This window comes from Rhodococcus sp. RCBS9, from assembly GCF_029457415.1.
In the GTDB taxonomy this organism is placed as follows: domain Bacteria; phylum Actinomycetota; class Actinomycetes; order Mycobacteriales; family Mycobacteriaceae; genus Rhodococcus_F; species Rhodococcus_F qingshengii.
The window spans coordinates 2,448,407-2,472,570 of record NZ_CP120422.1; the positions used below are offsets into that span (position 1 = coordinate 2,448,407).

Genomic DNA, 24,164 nt, shown 5'->3' on the forward strand with positions numbered 1-24,164 from the left:
CCCGGACCAGAGGAGCGACGATGTCGGACAATACTTTCGATCTGGAAATCCTGAGTGCCTGGACTACTTTCGAGACTCATCTCGCTCGCTACATCTCCGTGATGGAGGACGACGACACCCTCGTGGTGGAGTCGCATTACGACAGCATGGACGAACTGGCCGACGCGCCCGCGTGCATCCAGTTCTTCGCATGGAACCAGACCTCCGTGCGCTGTGAAGTTCCTTCCAACAGGTTTCTGCATCCACTGCGGATGCTCGAACCGGAAGACCATTCAGCGCTGCTCGACATGGGGTTCAACGCTCCCGATCTGTGCGAGCACGAACCCGAGGGCAATGGGTCCATGTCCTTCTACATCGACGTCGACCGCGCTCGTCCCGAGGAACTGGTGACAAAGGTGTTGCGCGTCTTCCGTGAAATGTGGAGCATTGCGCACCCGTCGTTCCTGCGTGCCAGCACCAGTGGGCGCGAGTCGACGCCGGCGTTCGCCACGACGCCGTCTCACGCTCCCTCGGGTTCGGGCGACATGCTGCGGATCCTGGTCGACGGGGCCGTCGAGCGCCTTCTCGGTCATCCGCCCAAGCGTGACGACGACGGCGATATCCCGCTGGTCCGCGGTGAGCAGGTCACCTATGTTCGTGTCCTCGAGGACGACGAGTACGTAGAGGTGTTCTCGCGGGTCGTGCATTCGGTGGAGAACCTCGAGAACGCTGCTGTAATTCTTGCTCAGCTCAATCGGCAATGGCCGACCATCAAGCTCATTCTCGTCGAGCAGAGTGTGCTGGGCGTGGTCCGCGTGGACGGCGCACCCTTCGTCGCCGAGCACCTGCTGCGGGCTCTGCGCTCGTTCGCCGAACTGGCCGAAGCATCCGACGAACTCGCCGAAGAACTGGGCGGGCAACCCATCCGCGCAACCGGAGACACCGCCTTCAACGACGGCATGGCCTCCGAGCACGAAGATCCCGGTGCCGAATACGAGTCACACGAGTGCCACGAATTTCCGCCGGCTCTCATGGCGCTCCTCGAACTCGACGCAGACGGAACGGGCGAGCTCAGCGCCGAAGAGGTTGCCGTGATCTGTGAGCACGACCGCGACACCATTCTCGACTACCTGCGGATCAGCCAGGAGCAGGAGACTGCCTGGCACGAGGCGTTGACCGAGTCCATCCGCCGCAAGGACGACGACACCGACCTGTGTGCGGGCGAGAAGCGCGCGTGGACGCACGCGATCCGCAACCTCAGGCGCGGACTGCGCGTCGTCGTACTGCCCGCCAAAGATGCAGCGCCCACCCAACTCGGTCTATTCGACGATCAGGCCTGAGAACCGGAAATCGAGCGCTGCTTGTCAGCCCGGTAGTGGGATGACGATGCCCGGCAGGATCTCGATCTGACGCGGCAACTGGGGGAGCGGCGGCACTTCGATCGGCGGTAGGCCGGGCACCTCGATGGGCGCCGGGGGAGCGGCCGCGCCCGTCGTGGGCGTGCCGGCCCCGTCCCCCGAGGTCACGCCGGAGTTCGCGGGAACGCCGGCCTGCCCGCCGATGGGGTCCGGCCACGGGAAGCTCTCCCAGTCGGATCCCTTCAGCGCGCCGTCCATCGTGCTCTTCCAGATGTCCGCAGGCACTCCGGAGCCGTAGATCAAACCACCGTAGGAGTTGGTGATGGCCTGAGCGTCGGAAGTTCCGATCCACACCGCGGTGGACAGCGACGGCGTGTAACCGACCATCCACGCATCCTTGTTCTGGCCCGTGTCACCCAACTGCGCGGTACCGGTCTTGGCTGCAGACGGGCGTCCACCGGCAAGCGCGTGACCGTTCGAGTACGACGCGATCGGCAGCATTGCCTGCGTGACGTTGTCGGCAACGGCAGCATCGAGACGACGCTCACCGGGAGAGACCGGGCGATCGAGCAGGACTTCACCTTCGGCCGTCACGACCTTCTGGATGAAGTGCGGCTGCTGGTACACACCGGAATTGGCGAGCGTCGCGTAAGCGGACGCCATGTCGATAACGCGAGACTGATACTGGCCGAGCACGATTCCGTTCTCCGGCGGACCACCCTCCTGTGTGAGCGTCGGGTAGTCGAGTCCGGGAATGTGCTCGGGGATGCCGGCCAGGTGGGCGGCGTCGGCGATCTTCTGGGGACCGTTCTCCATCGAGAGCATCAACCGGTAGAAGCTGGTGTTCAGCGAACGCTTGAGTGCCTCGGCGATGGTGCATCGACCACAGGATTCGCCGCCGACGTTTCCGATGGTCACGCCGTTGATCGTGAGCGGTGAACTGTCGAACCGTGCGGAGAGCGGAATGTCTTCCATCAATGCTGCGACCAGACCGAAGACCTTGAACGCGGAACCGGTCTGCAGCGGCGCCTGGGCGTAGTCGAAGCCGGCTCCGTCGTCACCGCCGTAATAGGCGTCGACGCCACCGGTCTTGGGGTCGATGGACACTACTGCGGTCCGCAGGTCTCCCGGCTCGCCCTCGAGATTCCGCCTGACGGCGTTCAGCGCAGCTTCCTGCGCAACCGGGTCGATGGTCGTCGTGATCTGCAGGCCAGCGGTGTTCAGCGTCTGATCGCTGATACCGGCCTCGGCCAGTTCCTTGAGTACCTGGGTCTTGATGTGGCCTTCGGGTCCTGGCGCCTGGTTCAGATCGGTCGGCCGATTGGCGGGGGCGACGGCCGGGAACTGCATCGCGTCGCGATCCGTCTTGGTCAGGCTGCCCAGTTCCACCATGCCGTTGAGAACGTAGTCCCAGCGCGCTTGCAGCGCGGACAGATTGGTCTCGGGGTCCAGGAACGACGGGCTCTGGATGACGGACGCGAGAACTGCGCCTTCCTCGACGCTCAGCTCACTGACCGGCTTGTCGAAGTACGCGTTCGACGCGGCGGCGATGCCGTACGCACCGCGACCGAAGTAGATGGTGTTGAGATACGCGGCAAGAATGTCGTCCTTGGACCATTCGCGCGCCATCTTGGCGGAGATGACGAGCTCACGCAGCTTCCTGTCGATACTGCGCTTGTCACCGACCAAGACGTTCTTCACGTATTGCTGAGTGATCGTCGAGCCACCGCCGGCGCTTTCCTTGCCCATCACGTTGTCGCGGGCAGCGCGAGCAAATCCGGAGATCGAGAATCCGGGGTTGGTGTAGAAGTTACGATCCTCCGCCGAGAGCACCGAATCGCGGACGTGAATCGGGATGGCCGACAACGCGACCTCGGTGCGGTTTCCCTCCGCCGGCACTACCTTGCCGAGCACGGTCGTGCCGTCGGCCATGTAGATGGTGGACACCTGATTGGTCTGCATGTCAGAGGGGCGCGGGACATCGGTCCGGCTGTACGCGACAGCAAAAACCGACGCGGGCACGATGACCATCAGGAGCACGAGAACGTAGATGGTCCGCCGGACGTACCGCCACTTCGAGCGCTGCTTTTTCGCGGGCTTGGCCGACTTGTTCGACCGGGGCGAATTAGCCGACTTGCCCGATCGAGCCGACGACTGATCGCCACCCGTCGCACTCGATCTGTTCGATGGACTCACTCAACACTCCCGGTCGTGGATCCGGACTTACCGGCACCATTCCACCAGGGTGATATCTCGATCAGATAACTCCCGGCAACTGCGATACCGAAATGTCACCCTACCGGGCTGGCTACTCGCGACGTTCTGCTCGGACCGCGTTCCGATATCCGCGGAACGCGAGCCCGAGAGCGACGACGCAACCGAGCAGCACCAAAGACGGCATCACGCCGGGGTCTCCCTTGACGATCGCGACCACAGCGCCGATCAACGCCATGAGGGCGAAGACCGAGATGAAGCCGGCAATCAGCTCCATACGCTGGGCGCGCGAAGCCCGCCTCATCGAAACCGTGCGCAAGCGCGCATCACGACTTGACGCCGCCTGCGGTCAGACCGGCGATGATGCGTCGCTGGAAGATGAGAACCATGATGACCAGCGGGACCATCACGAGGGTTCCGCCGGCCATGATCGAGGTGTACGGCGTGACGAATGGGTCCGTTCCGGAGAACTTGGCCATCGCCACGGTGACGGGTGCGGTCTTGTCGCTCGAGAGTTGGAGCGAGAGCAGGTACTCGTTGACCGTTGCGATGAAGGCGAGGATCGCGGTGGTGAACAGTGCCGGCGCGGCGAGCGGAAGCATGATCAGGCGGAAAGCCTGGCCACGGGTGGCGCCGTCGATACGCGCCGCCTCCTCGAGTTCCCACGGAAGCTCGGAGAAGAACGACGTCAGCGTGTAGACCGTCAGCGGCAGCACGAACGAGATGTTCGGGATGATCAGCGCTTTGTAGCTGCCGATCCAGCCGATGTCGGTGAACAACTGGAACAACGGAGTCACGAGGGCGACAACCGGAAACATGGACGCGCCGAGGATGATTCCGGTGACGAAGTATTTGCCACGGAAATCGAAACGCGAGAGCGCGTACGCCGTGAACACGCCGATGACCAAGGCGATCAGCGTGGTCGCGCCCGCGATGATGAGGCTGTTCATCAGTGCACGGGTGAAGTTCACCTTCGCGTCGGGATCGAGCGCCGCCGTGAAGTTGGACAGCGTGAGATTGGTGGGCCACAGCGACGTCGAGAACGTGTCCGCCGGGTCGCGCAGCGCCGTCACGATCATCCAGTAGCAGGGAGCGAGTCCCCACACGATGATCAGTACGACGCCGATGTAGGTGCCGACCTTGCCGCGTAGTGCCTTGTTCATACCGGCTCCCCCTTCCGCTGCTTTTCCTGCGTGCTGACCGCATTGGCTCCGAGGAATCGGACCAGGATGAAGGCCACAGCGAAGATGATGAGGAACGTGATGGTGGACAGTGCCGACGCCGAATTGGCGCCGACGCGCATCTGATCGACCACCAGAACCGAGATGGTGGAGGTGGCGGGATTGGATCCCATCATGATCGCGGGCAGGTCGTACATGCGCAGCGCGTCCATCGTGCGGAAGAGCACCGCCACCATGAGTGCGGGCTTGACCAGCGGAAGCGTGATCATGCGGAACCGCTGCCACGCCGTCGCACCGTCGACCTTGGCGGCCTCGTAGACGTCGGCGGGAATCATCTGAAGACCCGCGAGGATCAGCAACGCCATGAACGGCGCGGTCTTCCAGACGTCGGCGACGACGATCGCGAATCGCGCCGGCCAGGGGTCCGCCGTCCACAGGATGTTGGTGCCGAGGATCTTGTTGGCAATGCCGTCGTTGGCGAAGATGAAGAACCAGAGCTTCGCGGTGACGGCGGTGGGGATGGCCCAGGGAATCAGCACGGAAGCGCGGAGCAAACCGCGTCCGCGGAACGTCTTGGCCATGATCAACGCCATCGACAGACCAATCACCGTCTCGAGCAGGACGGTGACGACGGTGAAGCCGAACGTATTTCCGATCGACTGCCAGAACTGCGATCCGAGTGTGCCGGGCGGGCAGGGAATCGAGCCGTTGGCGGTGTTGCAGGACTGGGTGATCCAGTTCTTGTAGTTGTCGAACCACGTGAACTGACCGGTGACGAACATGCCGGTCTCGGGATCGAGCTTCTTGCCGTCGCTGTGCATCGACATCCAGATCGCTCGTCCGAGCGGATACAGAATGATGACGGCGAGAACGATCAGCGACGGTGCGACGAACGCCCACACCGGAACTCGTCGACGCTTCTTCGGCTTGTCGGCCGACGCAGGCGGGGGCGAGGTCGGCGGGGGTGGAGCAGCTGCAAGGTCAGGCAGAACCTTGGTCAGGGATGTCCCTGCTGCCTCGGATGCCGACGGCTCTTCTAGCGGTTCCGGTGCACGGTGTCTCCCACCAACGCCCGAACGGTCGGGACCGGTTGAACCGGCCCCGACCGTGGGGTTGGTAGGCACAGCCGCGGAAGGATCCTGCGGTTCTGCCATTGCTTATTGCTCCTGGTAGATCAGTTACCGGCGGTTTCGATGCCGGCCTTGGTGTCCGCCAAGGCTTGCTCGACGGTCTTCTCGCCGCGAATAGCAGCGTAGGTGTTGTCGGAGATCGACTTCGACACCTGCGTGTAGTACGGCGTGACGGGGCGCGGCTGAGCGGTGGCGAGTGCTTCCTTCAGGGTCGCGAAGTACGGGAACTGAGCGAGCACTGCCGGATCGTCGTAGACAGCCGAGAGGACGGGTGCGCCGCCGACCTCGGTGAAGTACGTCTGCGACTTCTTGGTCTGCATGAACTCGAGGAAGTCACGAGCCGTGGCGGGTGCGTCCGAGTACGCGCTGATGCCGACGTTGTAGCCGCCGACGGTCGAAGCGCCCGGTCCGTCGACACCCGGAAGAACGGTGTAGCCGTACTTGCCGGCAACCGAGGTCTTCTCACCGTCGACCGAGAAGCCGGACCACGTGCGCATGAAGAGTGCCTTGCCGTCGCCGAACGCGGTCTGCGACTCGCCCTCGGAGTAGGTCAGCGCTTCCTGCGGGATCGTGTTGTCGGCGAAGTTGTCGACGATCGACTGAACGCCTGCCTTCGTCTTGTCGTCGATGGCCGGTGTGAGTCCGTCCGGGCCGACCCACGGGCCGTCGAAGGCGTTGGTGATCTCGGTGGTGTTGACCGTCAGGCCCTCGTAGTTCTTGAACTGACCGATGTAGCAGGAGATGCCGGCTTCGACAGCCTTCGGGCAGTTTTCCTTGAGCTCGGCCCACGTGGTGGGGGCCTTCTCGACGAGGTCCTTGCGGTAGTACAGGAACGCTGCGTTGGTGTTCTTCGGCGCTGCGTAGAGCTTGCCGTTGTAGGTGCCCGAAGCGACGGTCGACGGCAGGAGGCCGGACTCGTCGATCGCGAGGTCACCCTCGAGCGGCAGCAGCCAACCGTTTGCGGCGAACTGGGCGGTGTTGACGACGTCGACGCCGATGAGGTCGTACTCGTCGCTCTTGGCCTGCATGCGCTGGGTGATGTCGTCGACCTGCGCGTTGGCTTCCTTGGCCAGCGGCTTGAGCGTGACCTTCTCGTCCGGATGCTCCGCATTCCAGTCGGTGATGATGTTTTCGAGCGCCTCGTTCAGGGCATCCTGCCCCTCGACGATCGTGATGGGTCCGCGGCCTTCGCTCGAGGACGATCCCCCGGATGCGGCCGTGGTGCTGGTTCCGCTGTCCTTGTCCGAATCGGACGAGCAGCCTGCCAGTACCAGCATGGACGCTGCCGTGGCTGCAATTGCAGCGCGGCGCATCGCCTTCGAGTTCAGAACCATGGATTCGCTCCCCGTATGTGTATGACAAATAGACGGTCACCGAGAGCCGGCTCACGGCATGCGCCATGGGTGCCGGCTCCCGGCATCGGCCCCTACTGTGGCACGAGACACCCCTACTTGTGGGTATTACGCCGAACCTGAATCGGTCATGTGTCGTTTGACAGGTCCACCTAACCCAGGCGACGCCCGTCGGTGGTGGCAAAAATGTGCACCTTCTCAGGGTCGACGCGCAGGTTGACTCGCTCGCCCTTCTGCGGCGGATTGCGCCAGTCACCACGCGAAACGATCTGCTGCAACCGTCCGCCGATCGTGGTCCGGCCGTAGACGTAGGCGTCGGAACCGAGTTCCTCGACGACGTCGACCTCCATCGGCAGGCCTTCGGCGGCGATCTCGAGGTGCTCGGGGCGAATACCCAGAACAACCTCGGTTTCGACGACACCGTTCATCGTCTCGCGCGGAACCGGAACGATCCCGTCACCGAATGCGACGCCGCCGTCGACGACGGGGAGGGTGAACAGGTTCATCGCGGGCGAACCCATGAAGCCGGCGACGAAGACGTTCTTCGGCTTGTTGTAGAGCTCGCGCGGCGAGGCGCACTGCTGCAGGATTCCCTTTTCGAGGACGGCGACGCGGTCACCCATCGTCATGGCCTCGACCTGGTCGTGGGTCACGTAAACCATCGTCGTCGCGAGGCGTCGTTGCAGCTGAGCGATCTGCGTACGTGTCTGCACACGGAGTTTCGCGTCGAGGTTCGAGAGCGGCTCGTCCATCAGGAAGACCTGCGGCTGGCGGACGATGGCGCGGCCCATCGCCACTCGCTGACGCTGTCCACCGGACAGCGCTTTGGGCTTGCGATCGAGGTACGGCTCGAGATCGAGCATCTTCGCGACCTCTTCGACGCGGGCGCGGATCTCCGTCTTGTTGGTTCCGGCGAGCTTGAGCGCAAAACCCATGTTCTCGGCCACCGACATGTGCGGGTACAGCGCGTAGTTCTGGAAGACCATCGCGATGTCGCGCTCTTTCGGCTCCTGACCGGTGACGTCGCGGTCGCCGATGAGGATCCGTCCGCTGTGGACATCTTCGAGCCCGGCGAGCATGCGCAGGGTGGTCGACTTTCCGCAGCCGGAGGGTCCGACGAGGACGAGGAACTCGCCGTCCTCGATCTCGAGGTCGAGCTTGTCCACTGCCGGAGTGTTCGATCCGGGGAACAGGCAGGTGGTGCTCTCGAAAGTCACTGAAGCCATGACGGGGTTGATCCCTTCTACCGGCAGGAACGTGCCGGACGATCCAAGTCGAGGGTGAGCGTGTGCGCTAGCAGCATAAACGTCCGTGTCGGCGCGCGAGCGTAGTCTTTCACGGTGAGTTCGGAGAAGATGCTGACCCGCATCGGTGCGCTGCTTCGCCAAGCGGAGTCCACCGACAATCCACACGAAGGTGAAGCCTTCATGGCTGCCGCTCAGCGGTTGGCCACCAGTTCCGCGATCGACCTGGCGGTCGCGCGTGCGCACACCGCGTCTTCGGAAAAGCGTGCGACGCCCACTCAACGGCTCATCACCATCGGCGAACCGGGCAAGCGCGGACTGCGAACGTACGCCCAGTTGTTCATCGCCATCGCCGCTGCCAACGACGTGCAATGCGACATCGCGCAGACGTCGGCCGTAATCTACGCCTACGGCTTCGCCGGCGACATCGACGTGTGCGAGGCCCTGTATTCGAGCCTGCTCTTCCAGATGGTGCGCGACTCCGACGCGTACGTGCGTTCCGGGGCGTACCGCGGCGAAACGTCCGTGCGGACCGTCGTCGAAACTCGTGGACGACGACGCGTCAGCACGCAGGTCCGCAAGCCGGTGGCCGGAGTGACGGCACGCCTGAACTTCCAGATGGCGTACGCGTCCCGCATCGGCGCGCGGTTGGCCGAGACGAAGCAGGAGACGGAGAAGACCGCGATCGCAGAATCTGCCACGTCGTCTTCCGAAACCGCACTCGTGCTGCGTAACAAGGAAATCGAGCTGAAGGACTACTACTCGTCCAACTCCAAAGCGCGTGGGACGTGGCGGGGCGGCGGCCGCGCAAGCGCCGGGCATTCCTCACATGCTCGACGAGCGGGTGATCGGGCGGCGCGCTCCGCACGTCTGGGGAACCTTCCGGAGATCGGCGGGGTACGCGGGCAGCTCGACTCGTGAGGGATACGCAGCGGAGCGCCGTCTACGAGGCAGAGACGTTGGTGCGCACCATGTTCGATCGCGCCGACGAGCGTGGACTTCGGAGCGTCGAGGTCATGGGTTCCACCATCACCTTGCCGGTCGAGCGCAAATTCGGTTCCGTGGAGTCGGTCCAGGCGTACTGCGATCAGCTACTCGGGCTGAATTGGGTACGGGAGACCTGGACTCGCGCAACCATTCCGGTGTCCGTACGCTCCCGCGCCGGCAATGCCGCCGCTCACTACTCGAACGACGTCATCGCCGTCCCGGACGACCGTGACGGCCGGTGGGCGCTACGCGAATTCGTTGTCTTGCACGAACTTGCGCACCACCTCGGCGACCCCGCCTCCGACGAGGCTTCCCACGGGCCCGAGTTCGTCGACCGCTACACGAGCCTTGTCGGCGAGATCATCGGGCCCGAGGCGGCCTTCGTTCTTCGAGCGATGTTCCTTGCCGGTGGTGTTCGAACGGACTAGATGTCAGCCCTCGGCGAACCCGGTGGTGTCCGTACCGGTCGGCTGGAATACTCGGCCTATGGATGCGCCGCGCAGACTGGTCCTGGTCAAGGGTGAGTCGGAACTCCCCGATCCGGCTGTTGCCGTGCGCAAACCCCCGCTGATTCGTGAAGCCTACGGACGAGTGCTGCGGGAGGTTCGACGCGATCAGGACCGAACTCTCGACGACGTAGCCGCAAAGGTCGGGATGTCGAAGCAGTACCTCTCCGAGATCGAACGGGGCAAGAAGGAACCGTCGTCGGAAATTCTGCGCGCCATCTGCGAAGCGCTCGGGATGCCGCTCGAGCACCTGCTGTTCCGAGCGGGCAACAGGATCGTTGCGCTCAACTCCCTTACCTTCGGACATTCTCCCGCCCCGATCTCCGGTCCCGTCCTGATGGCAGCCTGATCAGTTCCCTTCGATGAGGGTGTCGGCCAGCCCGTAGGAAATTGCGTCGTCGGCGGTGAAGATCCTGTCGCGATCGGTGTCCTTACGGAGCCGCTCGACGCTCTGACCGGTGTGCTTACTCAGAATCGCCTCGGTCTGCTCCCGGATTCTCAGGATCTCGGCTGCTTGAAGCGCGAGGTCCGAGATGGTGCCGCTACCTTGCGTCGACGGTTGATGCAGCAGCACCCGCGAATGGGCAAGAACATGCCGATGGCCCGGAGTGCCGGCGGCGAGAAGCACCGCAGCAGCCGAAGCCGCTTGACCCATGCAGTACGTCGAAATCGTCGGTTTCAAGAACTGCATGGTGTCGTAGATCGCGAGCATCGCCGTGGTGGAACCGCCGGGAGAGTTGATGTACAAACCGATTTCGCGATCCGGGTTGTCGGCTTGCAGATGCAGCATCTGAGCCATCACGACGTTGGCGACGCCGTCGTCGATCTCTGTGCCGAGAAAGACGATGCGTTCGTTGAGCAGCCTGCTGAAGATGTCGAAAGATCGCTCACCCGTTGGTGTTCGCTCGATGACACTGGGAATCGTGTACTGGGACATGACGTCACAATCCGATCTTGGGGAAGGTGGCTTGCGGTGCTATCTCGGCGAAGGACGTCACGACGCGGTCGACGATTCCGTACTCGCGCGCCTGCTCGGCGGTGAACCAGCGATCCCGATCGCTGTCGGTCTCGATCTCTTCGACGGTCCGGCCCGTTTCGGCGGCGAGGATTTCCTGCGATTGACGCTTCATCAGCTCGAGACTCTCGGCCTGGATCGCAATGTCCACCGCAGTGCCACCGATACCTGCCGAAGGTTGGTGCATCATGATGCGGCTGTGCGCCAGGCTGATTCGCTTGCCGTGGGTGCCGGAGCAGAGAAGCACCTGGCCCATGCTGGCGGCGAAGCCCATCGCGACCGTCACGACGTCGTTGGGGATGAGCTTCATAGTGTCGTAGATGGCCAGACCGGCAAACACCGACCCGCCAGGTGAATTGATGTAGAGCACGACGTCGCGCTTGGGGTCGGTGGTCGCGAGGAGCACCAGTTCCGAACACACACGTTCGGCCATGGCGTCGTTGACCTCGCCGGTGAGCAGAATCGTTCGCTGTCGGAAGAGCCTGTCTGTCAACAGGTCACGGTAGCCGGTATCGGTGGGCGCTTCAGTAGTCATGAATCCATTCCTACCGGCGCGGCAGTGCCGCGGCCCCGCCTGTCTGCTGTGGGCAGACCACCCCTGTTTTTACCCGCCGCCTTTGCCCGCCCCCCCTTTTTGCCCGCCCCCTTTGACTGCCCCCCTGTTTGAGCGAACGGCACGTTCAGTCGATCTAAGGCGCCGAAAGTACCGTTCGCTCGAAAAGGGGTGGGCACAAGATCGGGCAAACCCGTCACCGACGGCGGCGGTAGCGGTACCGCGCACACCCGGCCATGATGGGAGAAGACAACCATTCCTCTCGTCAGGAGCGTGGCATGACTCGTCCGGTACGCATCGGTGTTCAACTCCAACCCCAGCACGCACCCGATTACGGGTTGATACGCGACGCCGTCTTGCGGTCCGAGGACGCCGGGGTGGACATCGTCTTCAACTGGGACCACTTCTACCCGTTGACCGGCGATCCCGACGGCGCACACTTCGAATGCTGGACCATGCTCGGCGCCTGGGCCGAGCAGACCGAACGCGTCGAGATCGGCGCCCTGGTCACCGGTGGTGGCTACCGCAATCCGGATCTGCTGGCCGACATGGCGCGAACCGTCGACCACATCAGCGGTGGGCGCCTGATCCTCGGTATCGGTGCCGGCTGGTTCGAGAAGGACTACGACCAGTTCGGATACGACTTCGGCACTCCCGGTTCACGGCTGAAACTGCTTGGCGAATACCTCCCCCGCATCACGGGCCGCCTGGCGAAGGGCAACCCGCCGCCGACGCGCAACATCCCGGTCCTCATCGGCGGTGGCGGCGAGAAGAAGACCCTGCGCTTGGTCGCCGAGTACGCCGACGTCTGGCACAGCTTCGGCGACCGTGAGACACACCTGCGCAAGTCAGACATCCTCTCCGACCACTGCGCCGACGTGGGCCGGAACCCGCTGGAAGTAGAGCACTCGGTTCCGTGGCCTGGGCTCGAAAATGCAGCCGACCTGGTCGCCGACGGTGTCTCACTCTTCACCGTCGGCGTCAGCGGACCGGACTACGACCTCACAACGCTTGCCGAGGCCATCGGTTGGCGCGACGACAACACGCCGCCTGCGTTGAGCGGGCTGGCCTGAGCGGTACCAAGGACTTCGTCGTTGTCGGCGCCGAGAACGGGCGGCGCCGACGTCAGACGTGGCCTCTGGCCGGAGAAGTTGACCGGAAAGGCCACTTGCTTCAACGGTCCGAGCGTCGGATGGTCGACGGTTCCGACCATGCCGAGCGCGGCGGTGTGGGGATCGGAGTAGATCTCGTCGAGATGCCGGATCGGTGAGACCGGTACGGCGCGTTCGGCGAGAAGAGCGCACCAGTGTTCGACGGTCTCCGATGCGAAGGCGCTGATGAGTTCTCGTTCCAGACTCTCGCGGTTCTCCACCCTGTCGCGGTTGTGGGCAAAACGCGGATCGGTGACCAGTTCACTCCTTCCGATGGCCTCGCACAGCGACGCCCACATCGCGTCGTTGCCGACAGCGATGACGAAGTACCCGTCGCTGGCAGGAAATGCTTGATACGGAGCAAGATTCGGATGACCGGAGCCCAACGCAGTTGGGCGCTCACCGGTGGCGAAGTAACTGGTCGCCCAGTTGACGTGCATCGCGAGTTGGCACTCGTACAGCGACGTGGTCACGTACTGTCCGCGTCCGGTCCGGCCTCGCTCGACCAATGCGGCCAGGACACCGACCAGTCCGAAAAGTGCTGCGCCCAAGTCTCCCAACGCAAATCCGGATTTCATCGGAGCGCCGCCGGGTTCACCGGTGAGCGACATGAGCCCGCCCGCGGCCTGCGCGATCATGTCGTACCCCGGTTCGTCGCGCAGCGGTCCTTCTTCACCGAAGGCAGAGATGTGCAGGGTGATCAGATGCGGGTATCGCTCGGACAGTGCCTGGTAGTCGAAGATCTTCTGTAATCCGCTGCCCGGCTTGAAGTTCTCCACGACCACATCGGTCTCTTCGAGCATGCGGTGGATGATCTCCTGTCCTTCGGTGGACTTGAGGTCGATCGTGACCGACTTCTTGCCGCGGTTGATCGCGAGGTAGTAGGCGGCATCTACGCCGACGAAGGGAGGCCCCCACGAACGCGTGGGGTCGCCGCCTTCAGGGTGTTCGATCTTGGTGACGTCGGCTCCGAGATCGGCAAGCGACATGGTTGCGTACGGCCCGGCAAGGATCTTCGACAGATCGAGCACGCGGACACCAGCCAAGGGTGTGGGGCCTGTTGGAGAATTCACTGGTGAACCCCTGCTACGGAGAGGAACTCGGCTACGACGTCACGTGCATCATCCAGCTCGACGTCACCGCCGTCGGTGATCACGTCGAGATTGCCGAGTGCAGCCGACGGCACCTTCCCCACAAGACCGGCCAGGTAGGAATTCGCCACCAGCAGTGACCGGTACCCATTACCGTGTCGGATGCCGTGGTCCGCAAGGTCGAAGAGCAGGGTCGCCATGACGGTACGAGCCAACTCGTCGGAGTACCTTGCACTCGCAGCCTGCGCGGCATCGTCAGATCCGGAGATCAGACGATCTCCTTCATCGACCAGTTCCTCCCAGCGCCGCAACAGAACTCCGGACCCGGCTTCGCAATCCGGTCCGACGGTGGACAGGATGTCGGTCATCGCTCCCGCGACGGTGCGGTGCGAGTTGAACTTACGTAGGCACCGAAGTACGTCCAGCGCAATGACATTGCTCGACCCTTCCCAGATCGATCCGAGGTGAGCGTCCCGGACGAGTCGCGCGTTGGCCCATTCCTCGATGTAGCCGTTTCCTCCGCGCACCTCCATGGCCTCGCCGGTGACCACCCGCGCGCGTTTGCAGACAAAGTGTTTGGCGATCGGTGTCAGTACTCTGATCAGTGCGCGCGCCTGTTCGTCGCCGCCGTCTGCTCCCTGAAGACACTGTGCGCTGTACGCGACCAGGGCCAGCGAAGCCTCGGCATCGAGTGCAAGGGGAAGAAGTGTCGCCCGCATCAGCGGCTGGTCGAAGAGCCTCTTACCGAACACGACTCGGCTCTTCGAATGTTCGACGGCTTCACGAACTGCTCGGCGCATGAGAGCGCTCGAACGCATCGCATTGGAGAGGCGAGACGTGTTGACCATTTCAGCCATCTGGCGGAACCCTCGATCGAGTTCACCGACCTGGAGTGCGTGCGCCCGGTTCAGCGTCACCTCGCCGCTCGGCATGGAACGCGTACCCAGCTTGTCCTTGAGACGATCGATCGTGAGGTTGTTGCGCTCGCCGGATCCCAAGGTCTTGGGCACCATGAACATTCCGACTCCACGCGTCGAACCATCCTGTCCGCCCGGGAATCTTGCGAGGGTGATGATCACATCGGCATCCGGGTTGGAGGCGAACCACTTCTTGCCCGTCAGAACCCATCCGTCACCGTCGCGCTCGGCGCGTGTTTCGGTGCAGGCGATGTCGGTGCCTGCCTGAATCTCGGTCATGAACATCGCACCCGTCTTCGCCTGCTCGGGGTCCGTCGACGTCAACGCGTCGATCCAGGGCGAGAACACGGCCGGATCACCGAACATACGCAGGGTCCGCGCAGCAGCATCTGTCATCGACACCGGGCAGGCCAGCCCGAACTCTGCCTGCACGAAGATGTACGACGCGAGGTACTTCGCGAGTGGCGGATGCACGGAGTCCCATCCGTGCAACCCTTTTCGGTGCGACATGGCGGACAGGCCGTACTCGTTGTACGCCGCCCGGCACAGTTCCAGGTAGGCCGGGTGATAGGAAATCCGGTCGACGCGGTCACCGGCCTTGTCGAATTGCTGCAGCACCGGCGGGTTCTTGTCTGCGATGTCGGCAAGCTCGGACAAACGGCCGGCGGCATCTCGGCCCAGTCGGTCGAGCAATCCGTTCAACGTCTCTCGGTCCGCCCCGGCGGTCCATCTGTCCACTACCGCTGTCAGAGCGGGGTCGGTGTGTGCAAAGTTCATCAGTGGTCAACGCCTTTCAGGGTGGAAGCATCGGTCATGTTCGAGGAGCTCGTCGACTCCAGCCCTTGCCCGTGCAGCGCACTCCTGCGCAACAATGCAGTCATACAGACAAGGGAGAGAACGACATACACGAGCCCTAGAGCTACGACCGGCCAGATCGAGTTGGTTCGCGTCAGCAGATACTGGCTGACCATCGGGGCCGTTCCGGCAAAAATGGCGGTCGACAATTGGTACGACAGAGAGATGCCGGTATACCGAACATTGGTGGGGAAAACCTGCGCCAGGATGCCGGCCAACGCGGCGTAATACATTGCGTGAGGCGCCGTCGCGAGGACCATCCCCAGAATCGCCAAGGGCACGGAGCCCGTCTGAACCAGCACGAACATCAGTGGTAGGAGCACGATCTCCGGAAGCAGCATCCAACGGACCGCTTTCGACGGATCGATCCGTGTGGCCAGCACAGCACCGAAAGGCTGTACGAGCGCCTGGGCTACCAGTGCCACGGTGATCACGAGGAGGAAGTCACTACGCTCGAAGCCGAGATCCGTTGTCGCCCAAGAGAGCGCAAAGGTCGTCTTGACGTACGTGATGGCAACACCAGCAACCACAGCGCCGACGCCGAGAGCAAGTTCGACGGGATGCGACCGCAACACTTCGACCAGCGGCATCCGTGTACGCTCCTGTGCTGCAACAGCCTTCTTCATCTCGGGTGTCTCGGAGATGTGCAACCGGATGTAGAGAGCGACGATCACCAAAGCTGCGGATCCGAGGAACGGCAGACGCCAACCCCACGACTCGAACACGGAATCCGACATCAACGTCAGGCCGAGGAAGGCCAGCGTCGCGAGCAGGTTGCCGACCGGTGAACCCTGCTGCGCAAACGCGCCGTAGAGCACCTTCTTCTTCGGGGGAGCGAATTCGGTGGCGATCAACACGGCACCGCCCCATTCGCCGCCCATGGCAATGCCCTGGAGAACACGCAGTGCCACAAGCAGTATCGGTGCCCAGATCCCGATCTGGGAGTACGTAGGGAGGAGGCCGACACCGACAGTTCCCAACCCCATGAGCGCGAGGGTGATGATCACGGCGTTCTTGCGACCGAACTTGTCTCCGAAATGACCGAACACCACTCCGCCGACCGGACGAGCCACGAATCCCACGGCAAAAGTCGCGAAGGCTGCGAGTGTCCCCACCGCCGGCGACGCATCCGGGAAGAACAGCGGGCCGAGCACCAAGGCGGATGCGGTTCCGTAGATGTAGAAGTCGAACCATTCGATGGTCGTTCCGACAAACGCCGTGATTCCGGCCTTGCGTGCCTGTTTGGTGTTGTATTCAGGCGGATTGGTGTCTTGACCTGGGTGTTGATCCACGGTTCTCCCTGATTCTCGCGTCGGGCATCACCAAGGGATGCAATGTGAGGCGTGAATCACTATCGTCCGAAATCCATGTAGAGTCCAAGACTTAGTTCGACTTATTTATGTGGGAGAACCACATAATGAAACCCGGGAGGAGCGACGTGGAACTGCGTCAACTGTGCGCGTTTCTCGCAGTCGCCGACGAACTTCATTTCGGCCGGGCCGCCGAGCGACTCCACATCGGGCAGTCCCCGCTCAGCCAGACCATTCGGGCGCTCGAGCGTGAACTGGGCACCGACCTGTTCGTCCGGACCACCAGATCAGTGCAACTGACCGCCGCCGGCGAAGCCTTGGTCACGCCCGCACGGATCATCGAAGCGCAGATCGCCGTGGTACGAGAAATCGCATCGGCCGCGTCGACTGGCGAGACGGGCCGTGTCACAGTGGGTTTCGGCGGAACAGGCGGCTACACCGTCCTGTCGGCCCTCACACGGTCCTTGGCCGACTCCCATCCGGGAATCGAACTGGAACTACGGCCGCAGATGTACTCGGGTGAGGTGCTCGACGCTCTCCGACGCGGAGCACTGGACATGGGCATAGTCGGCCTGCCCATTCCGCGCGGATTCGAGACTCACACTGTGCGGGAGGAAACCTTGATGGTCGCGGTTCCTGCCAGGCATCACCTCGGTGCGCATGACTCGGTGTCACCGGAAGACCTGGCAACCGAGCGATTCGTGATGTATCCCGCCGAGCACGGCTCGGCGGTGCGCGATGCGACGTTGTCCGTGTGCGCCACAGCAGGTTTCACGCCCACCGTCGCGCACGAAGCCCCCGATCCGTACAGCCTGTTGGCCATGGGCGGAGCGGGGGTCGGGATTGCCGTCGTCGTGGAGTCGACGGCGCATCTGTCCATGGACGGGGTCGTGTACCTGCCGATCGCCGGGGCCACGCCCACGCTGAAAATCGCGATGGCATGGCGACCCAACAATCCGACGCCGGCAGTACACACCGTCACCAGGGTACTGAGGGAGCAGCCTTAGGCTCTCGCGAGAATTCCGGCGAAATCTGTTCCCACAGGCAGAGTTCCGTACTCGTGACCACGGTCGGCACCGAGGCGAGCGGCAATGAACGCATCGGACGAGGCGGCCGGGGAGTGGCGCACCATGAGCGAAGCCTGCAGCGCCAACGCCATAGCCTCGACGACGGTCCGAGCGCGGAGCTGAGCGTCGGCGGGTGCCATCGTGGCGAGCTCACCGAGTTGGCGTCGTACCCGATCGAGGTGCTGATCGAGGACCGGGTTGTTGCCGCGGGCGAGGTTGATCTCGTGGTCGAAGGCGGCCACGGAGTCGGGTTCACGGGTCATCGCGCGCAGGACGTCGAGCGCGATGACGTTGCCCGACCCCTCCCACACGGCCATGACGGGCTGCTCACGGTAGCGACGGGCAAGAGGGAAGTCCTCGGTGTAACCGTTGCCGCCCAGGCACTCGAGGGCTTCGTAGGAGTGGTGCGGGCCGCGCTTGCAGATCCAGTACTTCGCAACAGCCGTCGCGAGTCGGCGGAACGCCTTTTCCTGCTCGTTCGCGTCCTCGTCCTGCGCACGGGCCAATCGCAGTGCGGTGATGGTCGCGGCCTCGGATTCGAGAGCCAGGTCGGCGAGCACCGACGTCATTGCGGGCTGATCTGCCAGGACGGCACCGAAAGCGCTGCGGTGCCGTGCGTGCCACACCGCTTCGGCCACCGACTGACGCATACCTGCCGTGCTGCCGAGAATGCAGTCGAGTCGCGTCTGGGACACCATTTCGATGATGGTCCGCACACCACGTCCCGGTTCGCCGATCATGGTGCCGACGGTGCCGTCGAGCTCGATCTCGGAAGACGCGTTGGACTTGTTGCCCAGCTTGTTCTTCAGACGCTGGATGCGGAAGACGTTGCGTGTGCCGTCGGGCAGGATGCGGGGGAGAAGGAAGCAGGAAAGTCCCTCGCCGGCAGCACCTTCGGCCTGAGCGAGAACCAGGAAGGCGTCGGACATCGGCGCGGAGCAGAACCACTTGTGTCCGGTGAGGAGGTAGTCCGCACCCGAGCCGCCACGTCCGGCCGGCTTGGCGATGGTCGTGTTGGCTCGCACGTCGGAGCCACCCTGCTTTTCCGTCATCGACATTCCGAAGATCGCGGATGCCTTTCCGGGAGCATCCAACTCGGGGGTGTAACTCCGAGAAAGGGCACGCGGGGTCCAGATGGCGGCTACATCGGGTTGCAGCTCGAGCGAGGGGATCACAGCGTGCGTCATGGAGATCGGGCACGCGTGGCCCGGTTCGACCTGGGAGAAGAGCATGAATGCCGCGGCCCGAGCCACGTTGGCACCCGGCTTGGGGTCAGCCCAGGCAGAGGTGTGAGCACCGTGCGCAACGGCGGCAGAGATGATCCGGTGATACGACGGATGGTATTCGACCTCGTCGATGCGGTTTCCCCAGCGATCGAAGGTCTTCAATTCGGGGATCACCGTGTTGGCCAGCTCGGCGTCGTGCTGGAACCCGGCACTGCCGACCAGTTCACCGATATCGGTGAGTTCACTGGTGGCCCAATCGGCGTCGTGACGCGCGACGCCTTCGGCCAGGACCGTATCGAGCAGGAACTCGTTGACGTCCGTGCGCGGTACCGACTGGTTGAGCACTGCATGGGTGCGATGCGGAGCCGGGTGGGTGACGGTCTTCTCGGAAATATCAGTCATGACAGGCCTTTCAGCTCGCTGCGCGGATGAGGTGCTTCTGGATCTTGCCGGTCGGTGTACGCGGAAGAATCGTCGCGAACACCACTTCACGCGGAATCTTGTAGCGCGCCAACTTGTCCGAGAGGTAGTCCTTGATGTCGTCGGCGCTGATGACATCCGGTTCACGCCAGACGACGTGCGCGACGACGGTCTCGCCCCATTCTTCGTTGGGTTTTCCGACAACGGCGACGTCGACGACGTCCGGGTGGCCGGAGATCACGTCCTCGACCTCCTTGGAGTAGACGTTCTCACCGCCCGTGATGATCATGTCCTTCGCGCGGTCGACGATGAAGAGGTAACCGTCCGCATCCTTGCGCGCCAGATCGCCGGTGCGATACCAACCGCCGTCGGCAAATGCAGCCTTCGTGGCAGCGGGGTCGTCGAGGTACCCCTGCATGACGGTGTCGGCGCGCAGCCAGATCTCACCGATCTGATCGGGCTCCGCGTCGGTGCCGTCATCGGCAACCAGGCGCAGGTCGACGCCGGCCAGCGCGACGCGGCCGATCGAGCCCGCCTTGCTCAACTGCTCTTCGGGGTACAGCACGGTGCCCACTGGCCCGGTCTCGGTCATGCCGTAGACCTGCCGGAATTCGGTGGTGCCGTACGACTCCACCAGTCGCCGAGCGACATCCGCGCCGATCGGTCCCCCGCCGTACAACCACGCACGAACGCTTCCGAGGTTGTAGTCGGCAAAGTTCGGCACGAGGTTGAGTGCGGTGGTGTAGATGACCGGCGGGCCGAAGCAGAGGGTAATGCGTTGTTCCTGAACTGTTTCCAGAAATTTGACGGGATGGTACTCGCGCAGCAGCACGACGGTTCCGCCCATGTAGAGCGTGGACATGAACCAGTTGTTGAGCGGGGAAGCGTGCCAGATCGGGACGGCCATGAGCAGTCGCTCGTCCCGAGTCGTCGACACGGCGAGGGCCGCGGTGACGGCAACACCGACGACGTTGCGGTGGCTGTGGACGCAGCCCTTGGGCGAGCCGGTAGTCCCCGAGGTGTAGAGGATTTCGGCCGGATCGTTCTCGTCGATGTCGATACCGTCAACGCCGTCCTGGCGGGTGATGGCGTCGTCGAAGAAGTCGAAACCGTCTGCGACAGAGTCCGTGCTGATCAGCTTGGCCGTTGTCTCCAGTCGACCGACAACCGGCGCCAACTCACCGTCGAAGACGCACACCGACACCTTCGCGTGTCCCAGCACGTAGGCAACTTCCGGAGTCTGCATCTTGTGGTTGATGGGGACCACGACGGCGCCCAAGCGCCAGGCACCGAGCATCGCGTACACGAATCCCGGAGTGTTGTAACACATCAGCGCGACGCGGTCGCCCGGCTGCACGCCCAGCGACTGCAAATAGCCTGCGGCGCGTCGACTTCCGTCCTGAACCTGGGAGTACGTGTGATCGTGACCGTCGAATATCAGGAAGGGTTTGTCCGGGGTCTTGGTGACGTTGCTGTCGAATACGCGAACGATATTCATCGAAGTCCTTGTCGGAGAATCACGCTCGAAGAGAGTTCATTCCATCGAGCTGTTGAGTACGGCGTCGGGTATCTGGAGGGTGGCGAAGATGACGGCAACCGCCTCCTCGAGGGAGTAGCCGAAGCTCTCGCCGGTGGCAGTCTTCTGGATGACGAGGCCGAAGATCGCAGACCAGAAGGCCTTGGACTCGACGTCGATGCCCGCGCGCAGCTGCCAGCCGGTGCGGATCAAGGTACGGAGGAGGGCGGTTTCGCCCGAGGAGTGCAGAGTGCGAAGCGTTTCGGAGATCAGGTCGCGGAGTTCACCACGACGACCCGTCATCATCATCGCTTCCACGAAGAGTTCGACGCTGGGAGCGCCCGAGCCCAGGAGGGATCCGACCAGCTTCTCGGTGTAATCGCCGACCGTGTCGGCGTCGGCGGCATCGACCTCGGCACGCTTGCCTGCGCGCAGAACGGCCGCGCACGCCACCTCGACGAAGAGCTTTTCTTTGGAGCCGTAGTAGTAGGTCACCTGGTTGGGATGGGCGCCGGCGGCCGTGCAGATCTGCGCGATGGAGACGCTGTCGCCGTGCTCGAGGAACAGCTCGGTTGCGGCGTTGAACAGCGCCATGCGCGTCTGCTTGCCCGACTCACGCGTCGCGCGCGCTGCGGGAACTGCCTCGGTGGCCATCACGAACTCCTACTTGTTTGTACGACAAACAATAACTCGGCGTTGTTTGTATGGCAAACAATTTCTTCCCGACGCGATGACATGTCGACTTCTATCGACATGTCTGATGTGCGGGATTACTCTCTGAACATCGAGCACCCGAGAACTTCGGCTTTTCTGCGAGGAGGCGCCCTGCAATGCTCGCGCGATCCGGCTTCTCCCTGCCCACACGCACGACTCTCACGGGCGACTGGGCAGATTTGTTGCGCGAGCATTTTGTCGCGCTCGACGTATCCGATATCGGAGACGGCGATCGATTCAGCGGGGCCGTCCACTCGGCCCAACTCGCACACGTTCGGGTATCCGCAGTTCAATCGATGGAACAACGAATAGTCCGTAGCAACAGCCTCATCAAAAGCGACGGCGCGGACTATCTGCAGATCGGGATGATCCGCCGCGGTAGCGCGGTAGTGCGCCAAGACGACCGCGAATGCGTCCTGCGACGTGGCGACTACGTCCTGTACGACACCACGCGCCCCTTCGATTGGCAGATCGAGGGACACGCACACGACGGCATCTGGGGACTCGAGGTGTTCACCTGGCCACGGTCGTACCTGTCGCTCAGCGACGCGGAGGTCACGAGCCTGACCGCCATCGCCTTCGACGGACACGCGGGCCTGAGTGGCCTGCTTGGTCGCTTTCTTCACGATCTTGCCTCCGTCCGCATGACGTCCGACGCAAGCGGAGACGAAGAGGAAGTCGTCAACGAGATCGGCAACCTGGTCAAGTCCGTTCTTCACACAACTGCGCGACCGATCACCTCGCGGCGAACCAGCCTCTACGAATCCGCCCTGTCGGTCATAGACGCCCGCATCGCAGACCCGGCCCTGTCTCCGGTGGACATCGCGGGATCGGTCAAAGTCTCCATTCGGCAGTTGCACCGAGCCTTCGCCGAACACGGCACGACGGTGTCACGGTCGATTCGCAGCCGTCGACTCGACGGTTGCCGTCGTGAGATCGTGCAACGACACGGAGTAGAGCGGTCGCTGACCCAGATTTCTCACCGCTGGGGATTCACCGACCTGGCCGCCTTCAGTCGAGCCTTCAAGGCGGAATTCGGGATCAGCCCGCGGCGGTACCGGTCGCAAGCAGCGGCCCCCACAAGTACTACCCGCTGATCTGTAACATCTTCGGACACTTACCCATTGAACATGGTGTTCAAAAATTTTCTGTCGCCGAAGCGTATCCACAATTCTTGGCACGGTAGGCCAAGCATCGGGCGCTGACGGCCAAGTTTGCTCGGCTGAGCGGGCGTAGATTTTCGGCACGGCGTTGCCAAGTGCCAGGCACCCGATTCGACCACCTACATCACAGGGAGCACTCATGGAATCTGCAATCGGCGAACACCTTCAATGCCCGCGCACTCTGACCAGGCGGGTCCCGGATACCTATACGCCACCGTTTCCCATGTGGGTCGGGCGCGCAGACGACACATTGCACCAGGTCGTGATGGGCTATCTCGGCGTGCAGTTCCGCGGCGAGGATCAGCGCCCGGCAGCACTGCGGGCGATGCGGGATATCGTCGCCGGCTTCGACTTGCCGGACGGACCGGCACACCACGATCTCACCCATCACATCGACAACCAGGGCTACGAGAACCTGATCGTGGTCGGTTACTGGAAAGATGTTTCTTCCCAACATCGTTGGAGCACATCACCTCCAGTGTCCTCCTGGTGGGAGTCCGAAGACCGCCTGTCGGACGGATTGGGGTTCTTCCGCGAGATCGTGGCACCGAGAGCCGAACAATTCGAAACGCTCTACGCGTTCCAAGACGACCTCCCCGGGGTGGGAGCTGTCATGGACGGTGTCAGCGGCGAAATCAACGAGCACGGCTACTGGGGTTCGATGCGCGAGCGGTTTCCGATCTCCCAAACCGACTGGATGCAGGCCTCGGGCGAACTGCGGGTCGTCGCCGGTGACCCCGCCGTAGGTGGACGCGTAGTAGTGCGGGGACACGACAACATCGCACTGATCAGGTCCGGGCAGGACTGGGCCGACGCGGAAGCAGACGAGCGCAGCCTCTACCTGGACGAAATCCTGCCCACTCTTCAATCGGGTATGGACTTCCTCCGCGACAACGGCCCGGCCGTCGGGTGCTACAGCAACCGATTCGTACGCAATATCGACATCGACGGAAACTTCCTCGACTTGAGCTACAACATCGGCCACTGGGCCTCCCTCGACCAACTCGAACGGTGGTCGGAATCCCACCCGACCCATCTACGGATCTTCACGACGTTCTTCCGGGTGGCCGAGGGCCTTTCGAAATTGCGTCTCTACCATGAGGTCTCGGTATTCGATGCCGCCGATCAGCTCTACGAGTACATCAATTGCCATCCCGGGACCGGAATGCTGCGCGACGCGGTGATCACCGCCGAGCACTGACCGAAGTCGCCGGC

22 protein-coding genes are annotated in these 24,164 nt (G+C 63.1%); 8 read left to right on the forward strand and 14 right to left on the reverse strand.

What is annotated here, in order from left to right:
* Positions 1 to 20: 20 nt before the first annotated feature.
* The gene (locus tag P0M12_RS11665) at positions 21 to 1,319 is read left to right on the forward strand and encodes a hypothetical protein (RefSeq protein ID WP_003946055.1); all 1,299 of its coding nucleotides are present in this window, start codon (positions 21 to 23) and stop codon (positions 1,317 to 1,319) included.
* A gap of 24 nt (positions 1,320 to 1,343) precedes the next feature.
* On the opposite strand, the gene P0M12_RS11670 is transcribed toward P0M12_RS11665, so the two are convergent.
* The 6 genes from P0M12_RS11670 to ugpC all read right to left on the reverse strand — a co-directional run bounded on the left by P0M12_RS11670 (position 1,344) and on the right by ugpC (position 8,440).
* Positions 1,344 to 3,533, reverse strand: a complete 2,190-nt coding sequence (locus tag P0M12_RS11670) for a transglycosylase domain-containing protein (protein WP_277377743.1) — start codon at positions 3,531 to 3,533, stop codon at positions 1,344 to 1,346.
* Between the two features lie 112 nt (positions 3,534 to 3,645).
* The gene (locus tag P0M12_RS11675; RefSeq protein WP_019746112.1) at positions 3,646 to 3,855 is read right to left on the reverse strand and encodes a hypothetical protein; all 210 of its coding nucleotides are present in this window, start codon (positions 3,853 to 3,855) and stop codon (positions 3,646 to 3,648) included.
* 22 nt (positions 3,856 to 3,877) lie between these two features.
* A complete protein-coding gene (locus P0M12_RS11680) occupies positions 3,878 to 4,714 on the reverse strand; it encodes a carbohydrate ABC transporter permease (protein WP_063315381.1) in 837 nt (278 codons plus the stop codon).
* A complete protein-coding gene (locus P0M12_RS11685) occupies positions 4,711 to 5,886 on the reverse strand; it encodes a sugar ABC transporter permease (RefSeq protein WP_209910596.1) in 1,176 nt (391 codons plus the stop codon). Before P0M12_RS11685 ends, P0M12_RS11680 begins: the two co-directional genes overlap by 4 nt.
* A 20-nt stretch (positions 5,887 to 5,906) precedes the next feature.
* Entirely contained in the window at positions 5,907 to 7,196 is a 1,290-nt protein-coding gene (locus P0M12_RS11690; protein WP_003946022.1) for an ABC transporter substrate-binding protein, read from the reverse strand.
* Between the two features lie 170 nt (positions 7,197 to 7,366).
* Positions 7,367 to 8,440, reverse strand: coding sequence for a sn-glycerol-3-phosphate ABC transporter ATP-binding protein UgpC (gene ugpC, locus P0M12_RS11695; protein WP_003946073.1), 1,074 nt, complete (start codon positions 8,438 to 8,440; stop codon positions 7,367 to 7,369).
* 114 nt (positions 8,441 to 8,554) lie between these two features.
* Here ugpC and P0M12_RS11700 point away from each other — a divergent pair, with 114 nt between their 5' ends.
* The 3 genes from P0M12_RS11700 to P0M12_RS11710 are packed head-to-tail and all read left to right on the forward strand — an operon-like array spanning position 8,555 to position 10,300.
* On the forward strand, positions 8,555 to 9,379 hold the full coding sequence (locus P0M12_RS11700) for a DUF2786 domain-containing protein (RefSeq protein WP_030537724.1): 825 nt from the start codon (positions 8,555 to 8,557) through the stop codon (positions 9,377 to 9,379).
* Entirely contained in the window at positions 9,376 to 9,873 is a 498-nt protein-coding gene (locus P0M12_RS11705) for a TIGR04338 family metallohydrolase (protein WP_277377744.1), read from the forward strand. Before P0M12_RS11700 ends, P0M12_RS11705 begins: the two co-directional genes overlap by 4 nt.
* A 58-nt stretch (positions 9,874 to 9,931) precedes the next feature.
* Positions 9,932 to 10,300 carry a helix-turn-helix transcriptional regulator gene (locus P0M12_RS11710; protein ID WP_003946041.1) on the forward strand — a complete coding sequence of 123 codons (369 nt, stop codon included), beginning with the start codon at positions 9,932 to 9,934 and terminating at the stop codon, positions 10,298 to 10,300.
* Here the strand turns inward: P0M12_RS11710 and P0M12_RS11715 are convergent, their stop codons facing one another.
* Both P0M12_RS11715 and P0M12_RS11720 read right to left on the reverse strand, forming a co-directional pair.
* Entirely contained in the window at positions 10,301 to 10,888 is a 588-nt protein-coding gene (locus P0M12_RS11715) for an ATP-dependent Clp protease proteolytic subunit (RefSeq protein WP_003945993.1), read from the reverse strand.
* Between the two features lie 4 nt (positions 10,889 to 10,892).
* Positions 10,893 to 11,501 (reverse strand): ATP-dependent Clp protease proteolytic subunit, encoded by a 609-nt coding sequence (locus P0M12_RS11720; RefSeq protein WP_007735229.1) that lies wholly within the window; start codon positions 11,499 to 11,501, stop codon positions 10,893 to 10,895.
* Between the two features lie 296 nt (positions 11,502 to 11,797).
* Here P0M12_RS11720 and P0M12_RS11725 point away from each other — a divergent pair, with 296 nt between their 5' ends.
* The gene (locus tag P0M12_RS11725; protein ID WP_030537640.1) at positions 11,798 to 12,592 is read left to right on the forward strand and encodes an LLM class F420-dependent oxidoreductase; all 795 of its coding nucleotides are present in this window, start codon (positions 11,798 to 11,800) and stop codon (positions 12,590 to 12,592) included.
* Here P0M12_RS11725 and P0M12_RS11730 read toward each other — a convergent pair.
* From P0M12_RS11730 to P0M12_RS11740, 3 genes are read right to left on the reverse strand one after another with little or no spacing between them, the layout of a single operon-like run.
* On the reverse strand, positions 12,514 to 13,743 hold the full coding sequence (locus tag P0M12_RS11730; protein ID WP_277377745.1) for a CoA transferase: 1,230 nt from the start codon (positions 13,741 to 13,743) through the stop codon (positions 12,514 to 12,516). The genes P0M12_RS11725 and P0M12_RS11730 overlap by 79 nt on opposite strands.
* Positions 13,740 to 15,455, reverse strand: coding sequence for an acyl-CoA dehydrogenase family protein (locus P0M12_RS11735; RefSeq protein WP_277377746.1), 1,716 nt, complete (start codon positions 15,453 to 15,455; stop codon positions 13,740 to 13,742). Before P0M12_RS11735 ends, P0M12_RS11730 begins: the two co-directional genes overlap by 4 nt.
* Positions 15,455 to 16,825, reverse strand: coding sequence for an MFS transporter (locus P0M12_RS11740; protein WP_064075479.1), 1,371 nt, complete (start codon positions 16,823 to 16,825; stop codon positions 15,455 to 15,457). The genes P0M12_RS11735 and P0M12_RS11740 overlap by 1 nt, the downstream gene beginning before the upstream one ends.
* 146 nt (positions 16,826 to 16,971) lie before the next feature.
* Here P0M12_RS11740 and P0M12_RS11745 point away from each other — a divergent pair, with 146 nt between their 5' ends.
* Positions 16,972 to 17,850, forward strand: a complete 879-nt coding sequence (locus P0M12_RS11745; protein WP_277377747.1) for a LysR family transcriptional regulator — start codon at positions 16,972 to 16,974, stop codon at positions 17,848 to 17,850.
* On the opposite strand, the gene P0M12_RS11750 is transcribed toward P0M12_RS11745, so the two are convergent.
* Genes P0M12_RS11750 through P0M12_RS11760 form a run of 3 tightly spaced genes read right to left on the reverse strand, consistent with a single transcriptional unit; the run spans position 17,847 to position 21,726 of the window.
* Entirely contained in the window at positions 17,847 to 19,538 is a 1,692-nt protein-coding gene (locus P0M12_RS11750; protein ID WP_007735237.1) for an acyl-CoA dehydrogenase family protein, read from the reverse strand. The two genes, P0M12_RS11745 and P0M12_RS11750, sit on opposite strands and share 4 nt — an antisense overlap.
* Positions 19,539 to 19,548: 10 nt before the next feature.
* Positions 19,549 to 21,054 carry a long-chain-fatty-acid--CoA ligase gene (locus P0M12_RS11755; RefSeq protein WP_030537646.1) on the reverse strand — a complete coding sequence of 502 codons (1,506 nt, stop codon included), beginning with the start codon at positions 21,052 to 21,054 and terminating at the stop codon, positions 19,549 to 19,551.
* A 36-nt stretch (positions 21,055 to 21,090) separates the two neighbouring features.
* On the reverse strand, positions 21,091 to 21,726 hold the full coding sequence (locus P0M12_RS11760) for a TetR/AcrR family transcriptional regulator C-terminal domain-containing protein (RefSeq protein WP_030537647.1): 636 nt from the start codon (positions 21,724 to 21,726) through the stop codon (positions 21,091 to 21,093).
* 176 nt (positions 21,727 to 21,902) lie between these two features.
* Here P0M12_RS11760 and P0M12_RS11765 point away from each other — a divergent pair, with 176 nt between their 5' ends.
* Both P0M12_RS11765 and P0M12_RS11770 read left to right on the forward strand, forming a co-directional pair.
* Entirely contained in the window at positions 21,903 to 22,883 is a 981-nt protein-coding gene (locus P0M12_RS11765; protein ID WP_047270147.1) for a helix-turn-helix domain-containing protein, read from the forward strand.
* A gap of 205 nt (positions 22,884 to 23,088) precedes the next feature.
* Positions 23,089 to 24,150, forward strand: coding sequence for a phenylacetaldoxime dehydratase family protein (locus P0M12_RS11770; protein WP_007735242.1), 1,062 nt, complete (start codon positions 23,089 to 23,091; stop codon positions 24,148 to 24,150).
* Positions 24,151 to 24,164 lie beyond the last annotated feature (14 nt).

What these genes read in the sequence shown, in the direction of transcription:
- P0M12_RS11665 (WP_003946055.1), top strand. Translation starts at nt 21, where the DNA reads ATGTCGGACAATACTTTCGATCTGGAAATCCTGAGTGCCTGGACTACT.
- P0M12_RS11750 (WP_007735237.1), bottom strand. Translation starts at nt 19,538, where the DNA reads ATGACTGATATTTCCGAGAAGACCGTCACCCACCCGGCTCCGCATCGC.
- P0M12_RS11755 (WP_030537646.1), bottom strand. Translation starts at nt 21,054, where the DNA reads ATGAATATCGTTCGCGTATTCGACAGCAACGTCACCAAGACCCCGGAC.
- P0M12_RS11715 (WP_003945993.1), bottom strand. Translation starts at nt 10,888, where the DNA reads ATGTCCCAGTACACGATTCCCAGTGTCATCGAGCGAACACCAACGGGT.
- P0M12_RS11710 (WP_003946041.1), top strand. Translation starts at nt 9,932, where the DNA reads ATGGATGCGCCGCGCAGACTGGTCCTGGTCAAGGGTGAGTCGGAACTC.
- P0M12_RS11680 (WP_063315381.1), bottom strand. Translation starts at nt 4,714, where the DNA reads ATGAACAAGGCACTACGCGGCAAGGTCGGCACCTACATCGGCGTCGTA.
- P0M12_RS11765 (WP_047270147.1), top strand. Translation starts at nt 21,903, where the DNA reads ATGCTCGCGCGATCCGGCTTCTCCCTGCCCACACGCACGACTCTCACG.
- ugpC (WP_003946073.1), bottom strand. Translation starts at nt 8,440, where the DNA reads ATGGCTTCAGTGACTTTCGAGAGCACCACCTGCCTGTTCCCCGGATCG.
- P0M12_RS11760 (WP_030537647.1), bottom strand. Translation starts at nt 21,726, where the DNA reads ATGGCCACCGAGGCAGTTCCCGCAGCGCGCGCGACGCGTGAGTCGGGC.
- P0M12_RS11720 (WP_007735229.1), bottom strand. Translation starts at nt 11,501, where the DNA reads ATGACTACTGAAGCGCCCACCGATACCGGCTACCGTGACCTGTTGACA.
- P0M12_RS11725 (WP_030537640.1), top strand. Translation starts at nt 11,798, where the DNA reads ATGACTCGTCCGGTACGCATCGGTGTTCAACTCCAACCCCAGCACGCA.
- P0M12_RS11675 (WP_019746112.1), bottom strand. Translation starts at nt 3,855, where the DNA reads ATGAGGCGGGCTTCGCGCGCCCAGCGTATGGAGCTGATTGCCGGCTTC.
- P0M12_RS11690 (WP_003946022.1), bottom strand. Translation starts at nt 7,196, where the DNA reads ATGGTTCTGAACTCGAAGGCGATGCGCCGCGCTGCAATTGCAGCCACG.
- P0M12_RS11685 (WP_209910596.1), bottom strand. Translation starts at nt 5,886, where the DNA reads ATGGCAGAACCGCAGGATCCTTCCGCGGCTGTGCCTACCAACCCCACG.
- P0M12_RS11735 (WP_277377746.1), bottom strand. Translation starts at nt 15,455, where the DNA reads ATGAACTTTGCACACACCGACCCCGCTCTGACAGCGGTAGTGGACAGA.
- P0M12_RS11770 (WP_007735242.1), top strand. Translation starts at nt 23,089, where the DNA reads ATGGAATCTGCAATCGGCGAACACCTTCAATGCCCGCGCACTCTGACC.